This window comes from Stenotrophomonas sp. YJH_SMC_105-26 (assembly GCF_059368915.1).
The window spans coordinates 80,608-100,339 of sequence record NZ_JCAFSD010000012.1 but is presented as its reverse complement, the minus strand read 5'-3'; the positions used below and the strand labels follow the sequence as shown (position 1 = coordinate 100,339).

7 protein-coding genes are annotated in these 19,732 nt (G+C 64.0%); all 7 read right to left on the bottom strand.

What is annotated here, in order from left to right; translation table 11 throughout:
- Positions 1-6: 6 nt before the first annotated feature.
- On the bottom strand, positions 7-3,417 hold the full coding sequence (locus AC5P7F_RS19695) for a TonB-dependent receptor (RefSeq protein ID WP_143569491.1): 3,411 nt from the start codon (positions 3,415-3,417) through the stop codon (positions 7-9).
- Positions 3,414-12,866 carry an SdrD B-like domain-containing protein gene (locus tag AC5P7F_RS19690; RefSeq protein ID WP_495204197.1) on the bottom strand — a complete coding sequence of 3,151 codons (9,453 nt, stop codon included), beginning with the start codon at positions 12,864-12,866 and terminating at the stop codon, positions 3,414-3,416. The genes AC5P7F_RS19695 and AC5P7F_RS19690 overlap by 4 nt, the downstream gene beginning before the upstream one ends.
- Before the next feature lie 402 nt (positions 12,867-13,268).
- Positions 13,269-14,291 (bottom strand): type I restriction-modification system subunit M N-terminal domain-containing protein, encoded by a 1,023-nt coding sequence (locus AC5P7F_RS19685; RefSeq protein WP_099497390.1) that lies wholly within the window; start codon positions 14,289-14,291, stop codon positions 13,269-13,271.
- A gap of 93 nt (positions 14,292-14,384) precedes the next feature.
- On the bottom strand, positions 14,385-14,843 hold the full coding sequence (locus tag AC5P7F_RS19680) for a hypothetical protein (protein ID WP_099497391.1): 459 nt from the start codon (positions 14,841-14,843) through the stop codon (positions 14,385-14,387).
- 6 nt (positions 14,844-14,849) lie between these two features.
- Positions 14,850-16,850, bottom strand: a complete 2,001-nt coding sequence (locus AC5P7F_RS19675; RefSeq protein WP_241899290.1) for a hypothetical protein — start codon at positions 16,848-16,850, stop codon at positions 14,850-14,852.
- Complete coding sequence (locus tag AC5P7F_RS19670; protein WP_099497392.1) at positions 16,843-18,411, bottom strand: site-specific integrase; 1,569 nt, start codon at positions 18,409-18,411, stop codon at positions 16,843-16,845. The genes AC5P7F_RS19675 and AC5P7F_RS19670 overlap by 8 nt, the downstream gene beginning before the upstream one ends.
- Positions 18,408-19,718 (bottom strand): site-specific integrase, encoded by a 1,311-nt coding sequence (locus AC5P7F_RS19665; RefSeq protein WP_099497393.1) that lies wholly within the window; start codon positions 19,716-19,718, stop codon positions 18,408-18,410. Before AC5P7F_RS19665 ends, AC5P7F_RS19670 begins: the two co-directional genes overlap by 4 nt.
- Between the last annotated feature and the right edge of the window lie 14 nt (positions 19,719-19,732).

Genomic DNA, 19,732 nt, shown 5'->3' with positions numbered 1-19,732 from the left:
TAATCCTCAGCGCACCGGATCGCGGTAGCGGGCGTCTTCCCTGCGGAAGAGGTCTTCGTCGAACTTGAAGCGCAGGCGGATGAACGCGCCCTGCTGCGTGTACTCGTAGCCGGTCAGGTCGTTGTCGCCGCGGAAGCCGGTGGCGTTGTAGCCCACCGACAGCCACAGGTTCTGCCGCAACAAGCGACCCACTTCCATGCCGAACGCGTACTGGTTGGCGCCGTCCTGGCCGCGGAACGTCGAGCCCAGCACGCCGATGTCCCAGTTCTCTGTGATGTCGTAGACGATGCGGCCGGACAGCAGCACGGCGTTGAAATCGTCGTCGACGCGACCGGTGTCGGCGTAGAAGAAGCTGTCCTGCTGCCACTTCGCCGCCACCCGGCCGGTCAGCCACCACGGACGCGACGGGTGCCAGTCCGCGTGCGCCGAGATGATGTGCGCGCTACTACGGATGTCCTGGCCGGTGTCTGAGCCGAAGCCGGAGCCGTCCATGCCGCTCTCGTCCTTCTCCAGCTTGTACTCGTAGCGGGCCAGCGCGTTGACGCGGTTGGTATCGGTGTCGCGATACGCCGCGCCGATCTGGAAGCGGTCCTGCAGCACGTCGCCGCGCGCGTCGTACTCGGTGCGCAACAGGTAGTTGCGTGCCAACAGCGTCCAATCGCGGCTCAACTTGCGCGCGGCCAGGAACTGCAGCAGCGTCGTGTTGTAGCCCTCGTTGGTCGGCGTGCCGGCGACGTCGTCGGAGATGCGATGCTCCAGGCGCACGTTGCCGCGCCACAGCGGGTTGGCGCTGTAGTCCAGCGCGAAACCGATGCCGGTGGAGTCACCGATATTCCCCGAGATGACGTTGGTGTGCTCCAGCGTCGTATCCAGGCGCAGGCCCTCGCGCAGGTCCCAGCGGTTGCGCATGCCCGAGGCGGCCTGGATGTCGCGGCCCGCGATGGCATCGCGCAAGCGGTACTCGGAGAACAGCTGCGTGTCCTTGATGAAGCTGGTGTCCACGCCCAGTGCCACCGTGTCCGCCTCGCGCCCGTCCTGGGTCAGGCCGTTCACGCCGCTGATGCCGGTCTGCTTCTCGTAGCGGCCGTAGATACGGCTGCGTTCGCGCAACTGGTAATCCATGCCCAGCGCCACGCGATTGCGGTCCTCGCCGTGGATGTCCTGCTCCACTTCGCCGCCGAGGCTGAAGCGGTCGCTGGCGCGGTAGCCGAGGCCGATGCGCAGCATGTCCGACGACAGTTCGGTGCCCACCGGCAGGCCGCTGGCCACGTCGTTGGGATTGCCGCTGCTGATGATCGGCAGGCCGGTCAGCGGATCCAGCGGTTGCTGGCCGTAGCCGAGCGCACCGCCGCCGGAACCGGTGGCGTAACCGCCCGTGAGGCCGCCGATGTTGCCGTAGCCGCTGCTGGTGGCCCACGTGTAGTACGCGCCGACCGTCTCGCGGATGGCGCGGTAGCCGACATCCAGCGTCAGCCGGTCGGTGAGCTTCACGCGCGTGCCCGCACTGGCGGCATCGCGTTCGCCGCCATCGGGGTTGCGGTCCTCGCTGCGCAGGCCTTCGGCGTACAGCTCGAAGCGCTCGTTGAGGCGCCAGCGCGTGGTCAGGCTGTACTCGCCGCGGCCGCCGTACAGCGACGAAGCCGGGTTGTTGAACGCAGGATCGGACTGGCCGGCGAACAGCTTCAGGCTCAGCGCTTCGCCCGCATGGCCCAGCTCGACGCGCCACGCATCGCCTTCCACCAGCCCGCTCAGGCCCTGCAGGCCCGGCGTGCCGTACTGGTTGACGCTGTTGGTGTTCACCTCGCTGCGCGTACGCGCGGCTTCGGCCACCAGCCAGGTGTTGGCGCCCAGCTTGTAGCCGATATTGGCGCTGCCCATTTCGAACGCCGCGAAGGGATTGCGGTCGTCGACGTAGGAACCGCCGATCTCGCCGCGTTCGCCCACGCGCAGTTGCGCGTCCGCGCCCAGCACGAGGAACTTCTCGGTGCCCTGGTCCAGTTCGTAGGTGATGCGCAGCGACACCGGATTGAGGTCGCTGTCGAAGGAGGGCAGGAAGCTGTTGAGCAGGATGCGGCCGGAGAACGGCTCGAAGCTGTAGTCCACCAGGCGGCCCAGCGGACGCACCGAGACGATGCGCGAGGGCTGGTTGCGGTCGCGCACCACCACTTCCACCCGCTCGCTGCCTTCCAGCACCGCGTTGTTGCGCAGGCCGTAGGGACCGCTGCCGGCGGCCGGCAGTTCCTCGATCACCTGGCGCAGCGAGTCCTCAATGGCGAAGACGTTGCCGCGCACGCGCGCATTTTCGAAATGCCAGCCCAGGCCGGTCGCGGTGCGGTTGTAGGTGCCCAGCACGCGCTGGCCCGCCTGCGTGCCGAAGTCGACACCGGTCTGCGTGGCGATGTTGTCGCCGGTCTGGAAGTCGCCGTACAGCAGGTAGCTGCGGTCCTTGTCCACGCGCACGTACAGGCGCTCGGCCGAGCGCGCATCGAAGCCGCGCAACGACGCATCGCCGTACACCGGGTAGAACTCCTCCGGTTGGATGTCGCGCAGCAGGCGCGCCCGCACGTCCTTGTCGGAGTCGTAGGCCGCGGTCAGCAGGTACTCACCCTTGATCGTGCCCTTGACGAAGAACGCGGCACGCGCGGCACCGTTGGCCTTGCCGTTGTTGAACTGCTTCTCCCAGCGCCGGATCTCGCGCTCGAAGCCATCGCCCTGCTGGGTGCCGTTGATCAGGCTGTCGCCCTTGCGGCGGAAGTTGATGACACCCTCGATCAGGCCGGTGGCGATCAGCTCGCGCATCTCCGGCACGAAGCCGATCACGCCCTCGGCACTGTGGCCGCCCGAGGTCACGCGCAGCAACACGTCCTGCGGATCGTGCGGGGCCAGCAGTTCGAACTCCGCGCGACCGTTGTGCACGGCCAGCTGGATACCGGGGGTGACCTCGTCGGCGTCCAGCCGACCCGGACCGAATTCATCCGTGCGGCCATCGGCCAGCTTGATGCGACCGCCACTGTGCTCGATGGTGGCGAAGGCGTCGCCGGCCATCGGCTTGCCATCGGCACCGTACAGCTGCACGACGACCTTCACCGGCGACTGCCCGTCGGCGGGCACGCCATCGCGATCGACCTCGACCAGCACGCGGTCCACGCCCACGTTGACGCTGTAGTCGACGTTGCCGGGCTGTGCGTACAACGGTTGTGGCGCGCGGTCCTGCGATTCGGGCGACTGCGGATAGAGCGGCGTGGCCTGGCCGAGGACCGGCGTGAAACGCTGGTCGCCGGACACGGCCTGCGCCTGCACGAGCGTCGGCGTCACCGCCAGGGCCAGCGCCAGCGCGAGGGGGTGGAACGAAGGACGCGATGCGCGCATGGCACGGGATTCCATGAAGGTCGACGGACGCGGGGCGGAGCGGCTCATGGCTGCACCTCCCCGTTGCGCGCGTCATCCGTGCCGGTCGGCGCGCTCGTCGTAGGCCTGGGTTCGACGATCGGCCGCTGGTTGGCCGAGTCGGTGCCCTGCTGCGGGGCACGCGCCGGCTTGCTCTCGAACCGCAGCGGCTGCTGGTTGCGCTCGGTTTCCGGCGCACGGATCTCGCCCTGCGTACGGCGCGCCTTGACCTGCTCGATCACCGGGTTGGAGCAGCTGCCCTCGATGAAGTCGGCGCGGTGCAACTCGCCGTTCTTCAGATCGATGAACAGGCTGTCCGCATCGCCCAGGTTGCGGTTGCTGCTGGTGGTCAGGCGCGAGCCCACGGGCAGGGTCGACGGATCGACCTTCAGCGTGTGGCTCTTCGGCGGCAAGCCGCAGTAGCTGTACTTGCCTTCCGAGTCGCTCACCATCCAGGTGCCATCCTCGAAGTACATGCGCACGCCGGGGATGCCGAGCTCTTCCTTGTCCTGCACGTGGTTGACGTTGCAGTCCACGAAGATCTTGCCCAGCACGCAGCCTTCGTCGGCGAACACGCCGCCGCTGACGATCACGCGGTACTCGGCCGGGTTGGACGGCACCACGCCCCCGTTCGGATACGGCATCAGCGTGGTCGGATCCACGCAGCCGCCGTCGATCGAGCAGCCCCAGGCGCGCGCGCGGTTGATGCCGTCGCCCTGCTGGCTGCCCACGCCCACGCGCACGCGGTACGTCAGCACCTTCTGCTGGCCGACGGCGAGCGCGCCGACGTCGAACACCAGCGTCGGGCCCGGCTTGCCGAGCGGATTGGCGATGCCGGCGTTGTCGACGCGCGCGGTGCCATCGATGTAGGTGAAGCCGTGCGGCAGGCGGTCGATCACGTTGACCGTGCCCATCGATGCACCCGCGGTCTGGCGGATGGTGATCGTGTAGACCAGGCTGTCGCCGACTTCCACCGTCTTGCGATCGCCGGTCTTGGTGATGACCAGGCCGGGCGCGATCTGCGGATCCAGCGGAATGTGGTTGTGCACCGGCACCGCCACGCCCGAGCCCAGGGTCAGCTCCAGGTAGTACGTGGTCGAGGTACCCACCGGACCGGTCGGCGCGGTCGCATTGGTCTGCACCGGGTAGCCCTCGCCCGGCGTGGACGGCGGCGTCAGTGGCGACGTCTCCGCCGGGATCATGCCGGACTCGAACGTGTAGCCTGCCGGCGGCGTCACCGCCAGCTGGAAGCGGCACGAGGCCGGTGCATCCGGGCCCAGCAGGAACTGGTAGAAGCCTTCCGCACCGACCGTCATCGATACCGACGTGCCCTGCACCGTGTAACCGCCGAGCGCGGCGTTCAGCACGTGCTGCTCGGGCGTGTAGCCCGCGCAGGTACCGATCGGCGTCAGCGTGACGCGCGAACCGGGCACCGGGGTGCGCGTCGTCGCGTCATAGACCACGCCGCCGGGATTCAGCGGCAGGCTCTGCTGCGGCAGGTTCGCACCCGGCGCCAGCACCACCGACAGGTGCGTGTTGCCGCCCTCGTTGCTGCGGCACGAGCTGGCGGTGCCGTTGGCGATCGCGCTGCTGGCATCGCAGGGCACCGGCGGACCGGCCACCGTTTCGCCACTCACCGGAAGACCCCACACCACGCCCGTCGCCGGATCGCGGAAGCGGATGTTCAGCGGAATGCCCGGCACCTGGTCGGCGATCGAGTAGGAGCCATCCGCGCCGGTGGTCGTCGTGCCGACGACCTGGCCATTGCCGTTGACGACTTCGACGATCCAGCCGGACAGGCGGCGATCGCCGCTGTCGATATGACCGAAGTCGCTGCCCTGGTCGAACCACACCGTGCCCGACACCGAGGCCGACAACTGCACCGGCGTCGGCAGGCGGCACGCGTTCTGCGTGATCGCCGGATCGCACACCGGCAGGTCGCCCGGATTGCCTTCGAAATCGGCACGTTCGTCCGGCGTCGGCGTGCGGAACTCGTTCTCGCCGCCGCCCTCGACGATCACGGCATTGTTCACCGGCGATCCCGTCGCCGCCGATGCCGCCACGCGCACCGGCGCGACAATCGTGTCGGCCGAAGTCACGCCCGCCGCGATCACCGCACTGCTGGTGCAGCGGAAGCGGTCTTCGCCGGCTGCACCGGTACAGGCCCATCCGGCACCCGCCGGCGTCGCCGCCAGCGTCAGGCCGGCAGGCAGGCGGTCTTCGACCACGTACTCGCCCGCGCTCGGCTGCTGCCCGATGTTGCGCACGCGCAGCGTGTAGGTGGCAGTGTTGTTGACGGTGAAGACGGCCGGCGTGGCGGTCTTGCTGACCACCAGGTCGGGCGAATCGCCGATCTCGCCGAAGTTGTTGTCGATGGAATCGCCACCCGGCGGCAGCACGATGCCGCTGATGGCCGACGGCGTGGTCGTCACCGGCGTCGCGGTGCCCACGACGGTGCCGTCGATCGTGCCGGCACTGGTGATGCCGTTGAGCGTTTCCACCGGCTGCGTCGGCTCGGTCACCGTGTAGGTGCCCGGACGCAGGCCGTCGAAGCGGTAACGGCCTTCGGCGTCGGTGGTGACGGTGACGTTCACCGCCTGGCCCAGGTCGTCGGTGCCGGTCAGCACCACCTGCACGTTCGCGTAGCCGCCCTCGCCCGCATCGATGGCGCCGTTGTTGTTGCCATCGTTGTAGACGCGGCCGCTGATCGCACCGGCCGGGACTTCGCCGAAGTCGTTGCCGGTGATGTCTTCGCCCACGCCCAGCGTGATGCCCGTGATGACGGACGGCGTGGACGTCGGGGGCGTCGCGGTACCGCCCCCGGTACCGGCATTGGTGATGCCGTTGAGCGTGCCCGCAGGCTGCTCGGGTTCGGTGATCGTGTACGTGCCCGGCGGCAGTTCGGTGAACGCGTACGTGCCGTCCGGCTGCGTGGTCACTTCGCGCGTGACGGTATTGCCGGCCGGGTCGGTGCCGGTCAGGCGCACGACGACATTGCCGATGCCTTCCTCGGACGGATCGACGACGCCGTCGTTGTCGCTGTCGCGCCACACGCGGCCGCCGATCGAGCTGTTGAGCGGGATCTCGCCGAAATTGTTGCCGATCGAGCTCGCGCCCGGCGTGGTCAGGTCGATCGCCGCGATCGCACTGGGCACAGTCGTGATCGGCGTGGCGGTGCCCGACGGCGTGCCACCGATGGTGCCGGCCACGGTCTGACCGTTGCTGGTGCCGGTCGGCTGGGTCGGTTCGGTCACCGTGTAGGTGCCGGGACGCAGGCCGTCGAACGCGTAGTCGCCGTTGGCGTCGGTCGTGGTGGTGAGCGACACGCTGGCGCCGGTGTCGTCGGTACCGGTCAGCGTGATGGTCACGCCGTCGATGCCGGTTTCGGCCGCGCCCGACTGCAGACCGTCGTTGTTCGCGTCGAAGAACACGCGACCCGACAACGCCACGCCGAGCGTCTCGCCGAAGTGATTGTTGATCGACGCGCCCCCAGCGGGCAGCACGATGCCGGCCACCGCGCTGGGCACGGTCGCGACCGGCGTGGCGGTGCCGCTGGCGCTGCCGCCGACGGTTCCGGCCACGGTGGTGCCGTTGATGGTGGTGATGCCGCCCACCACCGGCTGCGCGGCCTGCTCGCTGACGGTGTACGTGCCGGCCAGCAGATCGTCGAAGCGGTAGTTGCCGCTGGCGTCGGTCACGACCGCCGCCACCGCGTTGCCCAGTGCATCCACGGTGCCCGCCGGCAGCGATACGCTGACGCCGGCAATCCCGTTCTCGCCGGCGTCGCGCACGCCGTTGTTGTTGGTGTCCAGCCACACGCTGCCGCTCAGCGACGCGGCGCGTTCGCCGAAGTCGTTGCCGCTGGAACCGCTCGCCGGCAGGTTGGTGACGGTGATGGTGTTGGTCGGGTTTTCCTGGCCGTCCGCCAGCCCGGTGGGCTGCGTTTCGACGATGCGGTAGTTCTGGCCGGTGATCGCACCGCCATAGCTGTAGCCGCCATTGGCGTCGGTGGTCAGGGTGACCGGCGGCAGATCGTCGGGCGTGCCGAACAGGCCGTCCGGGCCTGCGCCTTCGATCACCACGGTCACGCCCGGCAGGCCGGGTTCACCGGCATCCTGGTTGCCGTCGTCGTCGCGGTCCAGGTAGACCGTGCCGCTGATGACGGCGTTGGCGAGTTCGCCGAACAGGTAGCCGGTGGCCGCCTGGCCTTCGGTGATGACGATGCCGTCGATGACGTTCGGAGTGGTCGCGCTGCCCGGCGTCGCCGCGTTGCCCGGCGTGTGCCGGCCATCGATGTAGCCGGCGGGCTGCGTCTCGGTGAGGGTGTAGCTGCCGGTGGGCGGCAGCAGATCGCGGAAGACGTAGGCGCCGGTGGCGTCGGTCTGCACGGTGACGTTGACCGGATTGCCGAGCACGTCGGTGCCGGTCAGCACCACGGTGACGTTGGCGATCGGGTTTTCACCGCCGTCGAAACTGCCGTTGTCGTTGTTGGCCGCCGTCGTCGAGAAGTCCTCGAACACCACGCCCGCCAGCGAACCCAGCGTTTCGCCGAAGTCGCGATCGGACACGCCGGCAGACGGCAGCGCGTTGACGTCGATGACGTTGGTCGCGTGCTCGGTGCCGTTGCCGTAACCGGTCGGCTGCGTTTCGGTGACGCGGTAGTTCTGTCCGACCACCAGGCCGGTGAACTGGTACGCGCCATCGGCGTCGGTCTGCAGCACGACCGGTGCCGGATCGTCACCGGTGCCGAAGATGCCGTCGGCACCGGCGCCGGTCAGCGTGATGGTGACGCCCTGCAGGCCGCCATTCGGACGCGAATTGACCGTGCCCGCATCGCCGGCATCGAAATCGCCGTTGCCGTTGCGGTCCACGTAGACGCGACCGCTGATGCCCGACACCGCGTCTTCGCCGAAGTTGAACAGCGTGCCGTCGGTACCGGCGCCCAGGTCGATGGCGCTGATGCGGTCGGTGGTGGCGGCATCGCCGCCCACGCCGCTCCCCGGCGTGCAGCCGGTGGCACAGGCCATGCCACCGATCAGGCCGGCATTCACCGCCGTCGGACGGTTCTGGTAGCTGCCGGCCGGCAGTACCTCGCGCAACGTGTAGACGGTCAGCGGATCGAGGTTGGTGAAGCTGTAAGCGCCGCTGGCATTGGTCGTGGTGGTGGCCACGACGGTGCCGGTGGCGGCATTGAGCAGTTCGACGGTGGCGCCGGCGATGGCGCTGTCGCCCCCATCGCGCACGTTGCTGAAGTTGGCGTCGACGTAGACGAAGCCGGACAGCGATGGCTGGCGTACCTCGGGGAAGTTGTAGCGCACGCCGGCCTGGTTGGCGCCGACGGGAATCGCGCTGATCACCGAGTTGGGCGACCCCGCCGCATACGTGCCACCGAGCGACGGCGCACTGCCACCGGCCGCGGGCGGATCGATCGGACCGTTGACGTAACCGGCCGGCTGGGTCTGGGTGATGGTGTAGCCCGACGCATCGGAGGGCGACAGGTTCTCGAAGCGGTACGCACCGTCCGCCGCGGTAGGCAGGGTGAGGTTCACCGCGTTGCCGTAGAGGTCGGTACCGGTCAGCACGACGGTGACGCCGGCGATGCCGGGTTCGCCCGTGACGGTCTGCTGCGTGCCGCCGTTCCCTGCCGCGCGATCGCGGTCTTCGAACACCAGGCCTTCCAGCGACGAACGCGTGACTAGGATGTCTTCCGTGGCCGTGTTGTTGCCGGGGTTCGGATCCACCTGTTCGGTGGTGATGCTGGCGGTGTTGATCTGCGCACCGGCACCGGGATAGATGGTCCAGCGCACGGGAACGATGACGCGGACCTTGCCGGTCACGGTCACGTCGCCCAGGCGACAGGTCAGCGCCAGGCCGGCAGCGGTACACGTGCCGGTGCCATCGGGCACTTCGTCGCCGCCCGGGTCAGGCCCCTTCTTCTGCCACGTGGCCGCGCCCAGGATTTCCAGGCCGGCGGGCAAGGTGTCGGTGATCACCGTACCGGTGCCGTTCAACGGGCTGGTGCCGGTGCGGTCGCGCGACAGGCTGGCGCCCGGACCGTTGTTCACGCCCTCGATCACCCAGTAGAACGGCTGGCGCAACGCCACCGCCGTGGCGGGCGATGCCGGCAGCGCAACATCCGGGTCGCTGTCCGGCAGGTCGGTGAACACATGCTTGGTCACCCCGACATCAGCGCGCGTGCGGATCGAGGTCTGCTCGTCGACCGCGTTGTCGGATGTATTGGGGTCCGTTTCGGCATGCACCACGCTGACGTAGTTGCGCGCCGTATCGCCGCTGGCGCCGGGCGGCGTCTCGTAGCGGTACTGGACGTAGACGTAGCTGGTCGCGTTCACGCCCAGCACGCCGGGCGCATTGCTGCCGCCGAAGCCCGCACCCGGCACGTCGCACTCGATGCTCAAACCCGCGTCGGTGGGCGTGGTGCCCGTGCCGGTGAACGGATTGGCGCTGGTCACCGTACATCCGGCGGCGCTGAAGGCCGTGGACGGCCCGCCGATCGGGCCGGGCGCGATACCCATGAAACGCACCTGGCGGCCACTCGGCACGCGGTAGGTGTCGTTGATGCGCACGCTGGTCGCGACCGAGGGACCGACGTTGCGCACGGAGATGCGGTACGTGATCAGGTTGTTGGCGGGATTGAGGGCGTCGTAGCCCAGCGGATCCACGCCACCGGTGAAGCCGAGATCGGTCTTGTTGACGATCAGGTCGGCGACGCCCTGCTGGAACGTCAGCGACGCCGTCTTCTGGTCGTCGGCCGCACTGGTGTTGCTGTTGTAGTTGAACGCGCCGTTGGCGTCGCTGCCGGTGGCGCCACCGGTGATGCCAAACGTGGCGACGTTGTCGAACTGGCGGCCGGCCGGATTGTTGCCGGTGTTGACGTTCGGGCGGATGGTGACCAGCATGTCCTCGCTCTGGCGATGCGACATCGACAGCGCCGGACATTCGATGGCCAGCTGCAGCGGCGCGCCGGTCGGGTTCGCGTACGAGGTACCGCCCGCCGTGGCGGTGGCGGTCAGGCCGCCGTCAGGCGTGGCCGTGCAGGCCACCGTGCCCGGCGTGCGCGTGGCCGAAACCAGCACGAAACCGGCATCGTTCGCCGGCAGGGTGAAGGTGTCGCGGAACACCACGCCCGGCACCGTCGCGGTGCCTTCGTTGAGGTACGACATCACGTACTGGCTGTCCACGCCGGCGCGGCCGACGTTGCCGGTGACGATGTTCTTCGCCGTGGTGCGCACGTTGGCTTCGCGCTCGATGCGCACCCAGTCGCTGGCCTGGTTGTTGGCGCCGTTGATTTCACCGACCGAATCCGGTACCGCCGGATCCACGGCGACACCCGCGGTATTGCAGAACGCACCGGTCGCCGGCGCACCCGCGCCGCAGCTGCCGGGGCTCTGGCCCATGCTGTCGAACAGCGGTCGCGCGACAGTGATGACGATGTCCGCGGACGCACCCGGATTGAGGGCGGTGGCACCCGAGCGGCAGACGATCGACGCGCCGGTGACCGGGCAGGTCCAGCCGGCCGGGGCACTGACGGTGATGCCTGTGCTGGGCAGCCCACCGGACGCCGGCACGAAGCCGGGCAGCGTGTCGTTCACCACGATGCCGGTGGCCGGCACCGCGTCGGTGATCGCCAGGTTGGTCACGCGCAGGGTGTAGGTGAAGCTGTTGACGCCCACCGCGATGGTGTTGTCGCCGGCACCGGGCGCGTTGGTCCACTTTTCGATCTGCAGGTCGACGCGATCGTTGGTGGTGCGCGTGCCATCGCCTGCGCAGTCGTTGTTGGGGTTGCGGTCTTCGTCGATGCTGCCGGTGATGGGCTCGAGCGAACCGCCCGAGCCGCCGGTGCACGCGTTGTTGGTCAGCGCCAGGTCGGCGCTGCGCGCACGCGTGATGATGCGCAGGTCGGGCGCATCCGCGTTCCTCGCCAACGGATACCGCGAGGCATCGAGATCGCAGGTGACGACCTGCGCCGGTCCGCCCCCGTTCCACGTCGGCGGCGCGACGGAACACGACCACTCGCCCGCGTTGCCGCCGCTCACGTACTCCTCGCCCGCGGCCAGCACGTCCACCACGCGCACGTTGCCGGTGGCTGCGCGCGGGCCATAGTTGTGCACCTCGATGGTCGAGGTCATGCGGCTGTCGCTGTCGTCACCGCTGCCCGGCCAGATCGCGACCAGTGCCGGCGCCTTGCGCTTCGCCAGGCCGAGATCCGCACCATCCGGCACCACGCTGAACGTGGTGCTGCCGGTGTTGTTGGTCGATACCGCATCCGGCGTGTCGGACGTCACGGTGGCCGTATTGGTGACGTTGCCGCTGCTGTTGGTGCCGTTGGACGGCACCACCGCCTGAACGGTGAAATTGACGATCGCGCCGACGGCGAGATTGCCCGCGAAGGTGCAACCACGCACCGTGTCGCCACTCGTCGTCGCACAGGTCCAGCCGGCGGGCTGGTTGCCGCCGGTCACGGTGAACCCGGTCGGGAGCGTGTCGGTCCAGCGCGGATTGGTCGCGGCACTCGGGCCGAGATTGCGCACCTGGATGTTGAACGTCACCGGCTCGCCGGCGACCGCAGGCGCAGGATTGGCGCTCTTGCTGATCATCAGGTCGGCACCGGGCGTGACCGGCGTGGTCACCTCGTCGGTGTTGTTGCCCACGTTCGGATCCGGCATCGCACCGGCGTTGACCACGGCGGCGTTGGTGATGTTGCCGCTGCCGACATTGACCTTGGCGCGGAAGCTGAAGGACGCGCTGTCGCCATTGGCGACGGCACCGGCGTGGGTCGCCGTCATCGTGCCGGCGTTGAAGGTCCAGCCGGGCCCGATGAAGCTGCCGGCCACCAGCGTGACGCCGGCAGGCAACGTGTCCACCACGTTGAAACCGGACGACGCATTCGGACCGTCGTTGAACACCTGCAGGGTATACGTGACCTCGCCGCCACCGATTACCAGCGACGGCGTCGCGGTCTTCTGCAGGCGCAGGTCGCCCGACTGCTGCAGCGTGGTGCCCTGGCTGAGCTGGTTGTTGTCGGTGTCGCTGTCGCTGCCGAAGAACGGATGCGACGGCGGCAGCGTGTTGAGCGCCTCGCCCGCAGCAGGCAGCATGCCGGCGAAACCCACGGCGCTATGGATCTGCACGGTACCTGCGGCCATCCCCGCCGTGTTCATCTGGATATCGAACGCAACCGAGGACGATGCCTGCGTCAGCGTGGGGATGTCGCAGCGGATACGAACCGGCGAACCGCCCAGGCTCGCGCAGAACGCCGGCAACGTGCCCGGCGTGGCACCGGCCGGCAGGTCGAACAGGGCGACCGCGTCGGAGACCGTGTCGATATCGCCGTTCTCGACTACCACGTGGTAGACGACGGGACCGCCGACTGGCGTCGGGTCGTACCCGGTGTCGGACAGGTTGCTGATCTGCAGGTCGGCCGCGAAAGCCGTGGGTGCTACGCAGCACAGCGCCAGCAACGCCAGTCGCCGCCAGAGCGAGGATGTCGACGTGGATCGCTGCGAATGCTCCCGCTGGAGCAATTCAAATTTCGCGCGCGCAAACGCAGCGACACGTTCCACCGCGCAAGATTGCTTCATCACTTCGAATTTCCCCTGTACCGCACCCATCGCCGTGCGTGATTGCAGCTTTTCAACCCGGCCTCTAAGATGCCTAGATCAGAAAAAGTCAGTGCGTCGATCGAACTTTATGCGGCCAGCAGAGCAGCCCGCATACCCCGACTACAGGCTCAGTATAACTCGAATCACATTAGGTCAAGTTGACCATCACAAATGTGATGTACTTAAACGCCCTCATGTGCGCGCGTTTCGGAAGCGGCCTGCGAAACCGAGCCCGGAGGCCGCTTGGGAACCGCTTGCTGCTTAGGCCTCCGTCTGTTCGGACATCTCTAGCGCGTCCTCAACCTCGATCCCGAGGTAGCGCAGAGTGCTCTCGAGCTTGGTGTGGCCCAGAAGGATCTGGACGGCCCGCAGGTTCTTCGTGCGCCGATATATCAAAGATGCCTTCGTTCTACGCATGCTGTGCGTGCCGTAGTTGTGTCGGTCGAGGCCAATGGCAGTGACCCACGATGAGACGATACGAGCGTACTGCCTGGTCGATAGATGTCCGACATGCTTGGCTCGGCCAGGGAACAAGTATGCTCCAAGCATAATCTGAGCCTGCCGGGCCCACTCGGCAACCGAAGCTCTGGTTAAGTCCGTTAGCTCGAACTGCACCGGCCGATCAATCTTTCGCTGCAGCACGATCGCCCGCTTCGCGATCACTCCACCGTGGGACACATCTCGCAGTCGTAAGCTGACGAGGTCGCATCCCCTGAGCTTTGAATTGAGCATCTCAATCATCAGCCGGACCACACTGCGAGGGGTGTAGAACTCGCCGGCCTTCTTGTTGGTGACGTCGGCGAACTTCTTGATCAGATACTCGTAGGCGTCGCCCAGCACGTCAGACCGGACCTGTTTGTTGCCCAGCGGAAGGCGGGAGTAGTGCTCGATCAAATCCTTGAGGAGGGCGTCGGACAGGCGCTCCTTGTTCGACCATTGGGCGTCGCCAAAGACCCCATAGAGAGTATCCGGGTTGGCCTTCTCGATCTCGCGCATGGCCCGCTGCAGGGTCGTGCCGACATTGGTGGCCTTGGCACGAACGTCGTCCCAGTGGAAGCCATCCGGGATCTGAAAGCGGTGGGATTCGGGGAACATGGCCAGTTCGGCGTCACCGCTCTCCTCGACGATCTCTTGGTACTCCTCGTCCCAGACGTCGCAGATCCGCTTGAAGAACAACAGTGGGAAGATGTACGTCTTGAAGTCGGCCGCATCTACGGGCCCGCGCAGTATGTTGGCGGACTCCCACAAATGAGATTCGAGTTCGTGAAGTGTTACAGATGACATGTGTTGCAGATCCCCTTGGTATAACTTTCACGTGACGCCGTCTCACGACACGAGACCAAATCTCGGCTCACGGTCAAACGGAGCCTCATACGTTCAAAGGTTCTCTTTGGCAGCTTTACCCTTGCGCCCCTTCTTTTCGCGACGGCCCGACCGATTCACCTCAGGTAATGGCTTGTCCAATGCGAGCAAGTCCATCCGAACATTGTTTGCATACGCGTTGTATTGCCAACGACGGAACTGATCGAGAAGTAATTCATTCGTCGCCTCGAGCCGTGCAACTTGAGCCTCCAAGTTCACTATATGTCTGGTGGCAGTCTGTAGCGTGAAGTCTCTCGGCTTTGCATGCGCTGCCAGTCGAAGATCCTTTTGTCTCCTCTGAAACCCCTCTTTAATCGTTGGATACAGATACATCGTGTGCTTGGAGACGGATTCCACGCCAATGACTTTGGCGACGCGATCACAAAAAAGAGGCCATGTGAGCTTTCCCTCCCAACGATCGAGCTCGCGTAATACCTTGGGAAGAGTCGCCTTCGTGATGATCTTCTTGGGCATGGCAACTCAAACCAAGCGAAGTGGAATTGTCGCAGCGGCGACAGTATCCGAAGGCAGCTCAATCAACCCGAGATCCATCAGAGCACGCTGAACAGGAGACGGGTCATGCCCGTCCGGAATACGCAGCACCGTGCCATCCGGAAGCGCCTCCTCCTCGAGCATGATTCGCATGGTCCTCGTATGCGCAAGTTTCCATTTGTGATTATCGACCCAGCGATCCGCGCCAAAATCGCCGTCGATGTGCGCTTGTTGGGCCTTCTCCAGGAGCTTCTGCGTTTGCGCTTCCAACAGCCGAATCCTGTCGAGCGTGACATGATCACCCTTGATGCATCTGTGCTCTTTGCAGGTCATGCATTCACGCTGCTTCATGCAAGGCGCCATTGCATAGTCATGCGTACACATGCCGTATAACGTTGCCTTGGCCGTGCCCAGACGGTCGACCCCAAGCTCTTGATAGGTAACAGGCTGCCGATTCTTGAATCGCTCCAGCAAGCTAGGCGCCTCTCTTACGATTAGGGCCCTTGCCTCCGACAAGCGTTCTTCTGGGCTGCGGTGGTCGTAATGCCGATTATCGGTGGGCTTTGCCCGGCCCGCCCATTGTGCCAATGTAAAGTCATCCATCCCCGCGCGCTCTGACATCGTGCTTAGCCAGTGACGTGGCTGGTGGGTAGTCAACTTGATGGGATCTCCATCTACCTCCTTGAGACCGGCAAGCAGATAGGTCCCGCTCTCCGGGTCCAGGCGAGCGTTTACGTCATTGGCCGTTGGCAGGCGCCACGAAAATTCCTTGACCGAAAAATTCGCGTGAAATTCATACTCACGATGCAGGCAAAGCGCATCCCATACTTTCACGACCTTCTTGGCATTGATGAAGGGCCAGTCGCCGCCTTGGTATTGCTCCTTAACGAACTTCGCAAGATCGCCGTATGTGATATCGGCCCGACCCACGAATTGCTTCAGGCGCTTCGTTCTTGGGACATGTCCATCTTTTGCGTAGCGCCCATCAAGGTTCAAGGCGGCAAACACTTCCTTAGTACTTAGAGGCTCACCATCGCTGAGTTGATCGGCGGAGCTAAGGCCAGCACTCCGCATGAAAACTCCAGGATTCTCAAAGGCAAATCGCGCCGCTAATCGAGCGGGCCTGCCGATCTCCTCCAGCCTCCGCACAGCCTCAACGACCACGTCCTCCATCACCGGCAGGACCCACTTCTTCATACGACCTTTTCCCTTCGCAGCCACCCAGCGAAGGCACATCCTTTCTGCGCCTGAATCATCCGGCTCGCGACCAATACAATCCACTGGAAGGCTAAGCACTTCTGAGATTCGACTTGGCGTTGCCATCAAGAGAATCGCAATAGAAGAGTAGAACCGAGTATGTGGGTCGGCGGCACCTGCGAAGAGATCCGCCAACGCGAGCATGCTGGCGTTACTTGGCAACTTACTTTCACGATGCTCGCGCCCAGCCTCTCCTAGGTCCTCGGTCAGAATTGCCGGCTTCTTGAATGGCGACCTCCACTGAGGCAGACCCAGCGATACGAATTTCTCGCGGCAAAAATCAAATACCCCAGCTAGGGTGAGGCCGGTTTTGTGATAGACATCCTCGGAAGCATAGAACTCGCGGCACTTCTGCGCACTGAGGTCCATCACCGCCCCATTGAGCAACAGCACATCTGCCTTCAAGCCTGACTCGATCAGCGCGGCTTCAATACAGCGTAGCGCTTGCAGCCAGTACTGCACTGAGATCACTGGTCTATGACTGTACTTATAGCGAACGTAGGCCTTTGCGAAATCCTTGAATGGTTGCGCTAGAGGTGTGTACCGATATGGCGTCAACTCCTGCAACTGGGTCGCAAAAACAGCAACGGTCTTTCCTTGCTGCCAACGATCCTTTGGCCAAGTATCAGCACCAAAAGCCGTCAGATCTTCTCTAGCCAGACGGATAAAGTCGTCCAGATTTGTCCTGGCATCTCGACCCGCCTTCGGAACGAATAGGATGACATCAGACACAGGCCATCTCCTCATCCGAGTCTGGAATGGCTAGCTTGTCCTTGAATTCGCTGCACAAGGTAATGCAATGTTCGACGGCAAGTATCAATAGGTCGTTTGCCGACACCACTACATCTGAACAACCCGCATCACGCGCCCGAGACTTTTCCGCATACAGATCCTCTAGCACCTCTTGATGCGGTCCATGGACCCACGGTTGGAAGTGGGTGCATGTGTAACAAGCGCGATACCCGCTCGCGCAGAACCCGTAGTTTCCGCATGTGCCGACACCGTTTGATCTGTCGTTCGCCACACGGCTACGCGGATCATCTCCTCGGATAGCGTCTCGTTCCAATCGAACGAGCCTGCCAAGGCAGGCCTGCGCGAAAGGAGCCAGCTTTGGACCAATGAACTCATCAATGATGGCCACTTCATTCGCGGTGTTTTCCGTATATACGCGGACATTCTGAATGTCGGAATGATCCAACAACTCCGCAATTACGAACGCACCGAAACCCTCACGTCGAAGCTTGGTGCCACGCGTGTGTCTGAAGCGCCTGGCAGACAGGCGAATAAACTCACCAGTTCGCTCTGATCGCGCGGTGTTCGCACGCGCGTACCTCAGCAGGGCTGAGTCCAGAGAGCTAGTCGTTGCGTGCAGAGCGTCTGGCTTGGAGCCAGCAAGCAGGTCTCTCAACTCCGCAACACTCTTTACCTTCGCAGCCGCATCCTCGTTGATAAATATCGGAACTTCTTTGCGTAGGTCGTCATCCAATTTCGCTCCAATTGTTGCCTCCACATCTGCCACCGCTCTGCGATGGAGACTGTCGAGCACGAGAAACAGATCTTCAATGATCGGAATGGAGCGAAACTTCCCTCGAAATCTCAGATTCCGTTGTTTTGCTCGTGGTACGTTCAAATAAAGAGACGCAACTTCTTTCGGATTCCCCTTCAAGTCTCTCCCTCGAAGTGCGGCCAACTGAACCGTACGGCGAGCAGTCATTGCGAGAGCCAAGAGGTACACAAAATCCTTGAACGTGATCTTGCGCTTGATTACAGCTGAATTTGCCCAGTCAAGCAGGGCCGCCATCTCCAAGTCCGTGTATGGCCCTGTTTCGGGGCAGCCGGTGGCCACAGCTGCACCCTTCTCGTTTCCTTTGATTGTCCAGCCGCGAAGGAGTTCTGCTGTCTCCTCCGAAACGCCATTGAACCCGAATTCATGCCAGGCCAACAGAAAGCCTTTCAGAGCTCCCAGACGCCACTCCCCATCTGCACCCAACGATGCGCGCCAATTCAATAGGTCTTTCGGCGTTACGCACTTCGCGCCTGTGTCGCGCAAGTATCTCTTGAACGCCTCCGCCATGTTGTATGTGTGATGAGCCGAAAGCTCCTCGGCATAACGTTGTAAGGTCAGACGAAATCCGGATTGAACCGCATCCGGAAGCATCGCCACCAAGCCAAGTGCAACCGTAACGTCCTTATCGAGCTGCCAGTACTCATCAAGAACATTAAAAGCATAGCCAGCCTTTGAGACGGCCTCTTTCGGCCGAGGTGTCTCTTTAGTCTTTTTTGATGCGCTCATTGGGCGACTCTCCTGCCGCGAATGACGCGCCCCAAGCCAGACTGCAATTCTCTAACCGCTGCATTGCTAACTTCACGGACATGGCGCTGGTTGTAAACGGCCCCGGATGATTTATTCCAATGGCCGTTCAAGAAGGCCCTCATATCCAGCTCCTTTCCTTCTCGAATCAGGGCTCCTTCGGTTTCGCCATCCTTCACCCTAGCGTTATGCGCATCGATGGCACACGAGAGTTCGTAGTTGAAGTGATGACGCAAAGCATGAGGATGGATAACGTTGAACGCTGGATCAACCTCACGAATTTTGCTCACGATCTCGCCGACCGCCGACAGTGACAATGGCTGTCCATACCACTTGCCGGGTTTGTGCGTAACAAAGAGGTAGGGATGCTTGCGTGCAGCGGGGATCAGTGAGCGGTGCTTCATGACATACGCATGAATATCGTTCGCCAAGCCATCTGGAATTGGAATTGGACGCTCTTTTGTCTTGGATGACGGCTGATTACGTCGAGAATCAAACGGATCGTCTTGATTGCGCCTCACCCAGACGTACGGTTCTTCGCCAAAATCAACTTGGTCAATCCGCAGACTCATAAGCTCCCCTCTCCGCATTCCGGTGTATCTAACGAGGTGGAACATGATTGCGTTGCGAAGACGTACGGCTTGAGCGCCGAACGGGTTCTTCGGAGAGTCGATCGCTATGACTTCCAGGAATTGGTCAATTACCTCCGAAGGAGGCGAATCATCATTAGGATCACTCTGCCGCCGCAGCGACGCCCCTTTAGGGCGATGCTTGCGAATTAGCTTCGCCATGCGTGCAATGTCTTGGGCGCGCTTTTGACGATCCTTAACGCTAATGGCGTCCGCCATGAACTCAAGATAGTCCGCGATCGTGCTCAGTCGGTTGTAGTGCTGCTGACCCGCCACTTTCCTGCCGGGTTTCACCGTCCCAATCCGGCCTTCGAGCATTTTCACACCTGAGTCGTCAGCCCACTGACTTTGGCTGTCGGATTCCAGATCGCGCATGTCACGTGATGCAAAGTCACGAATGGACATGACGTCGGCGAGTGTGAGGAACTCGCCTCTAGCGAACTCAGCCTCCAAGTCTCTCGCAGGCTTCTTGGATGCCTGCCAGCGCAGAAGAACGAGGATGTCCGCCAGTTTGTTGCGAATCGTATTGACCGCAATGCCCGCGTTTCGAAGCTTCGCGGTTGCGAAGAGTGTCGGATAAAAAAGCGGAAGTCCACGCGCATCTTGCAGCAGCGGAACGCGCTCACCCTCTCCGAAGACATGTGCAGAAAGCCGATACATCGCTCGCTCTCTTT

Coding starts and splice junctions, on each gene's coding strand:
- AC5P7F_RS19695 (WP_143569491.1), bottom strand. CDS start 3,417: ATGAGCCGCTCCGCCCCGCGTCCGTCGACCTTCATGGAATCCCGTGCC.
- AC5P7F_RS19685 (WP_099497390.1), bottom strand. CDS start 14,291: ATGTCATCTGTAACACTTCACGAACTCGAATCTCATTTGTGGGAGTCC.
- AC5P7F_RS19680 (WP_099497391.1), bottom strand. CDS start 14,843: ATGCCCAAGAAGATCATCACGAAGGCGACTCTTCCCAAGGTATTACGC.
- AC5P7F_RS19670 (WP_099497392.1), bottom strand. CDS start 18,411: ATGAGCGCATCAAAAAAGACTAAAGAGACACCTCGGCCGAAAGAGGCC.
- AC5P7F_RS19665 (WP_099497393.1), bottom strand. CDS start 19,718: ATGTATCGGCTTTCTGCACATGTCTTCGGAGAGGGTGAGCGCGTTCCG.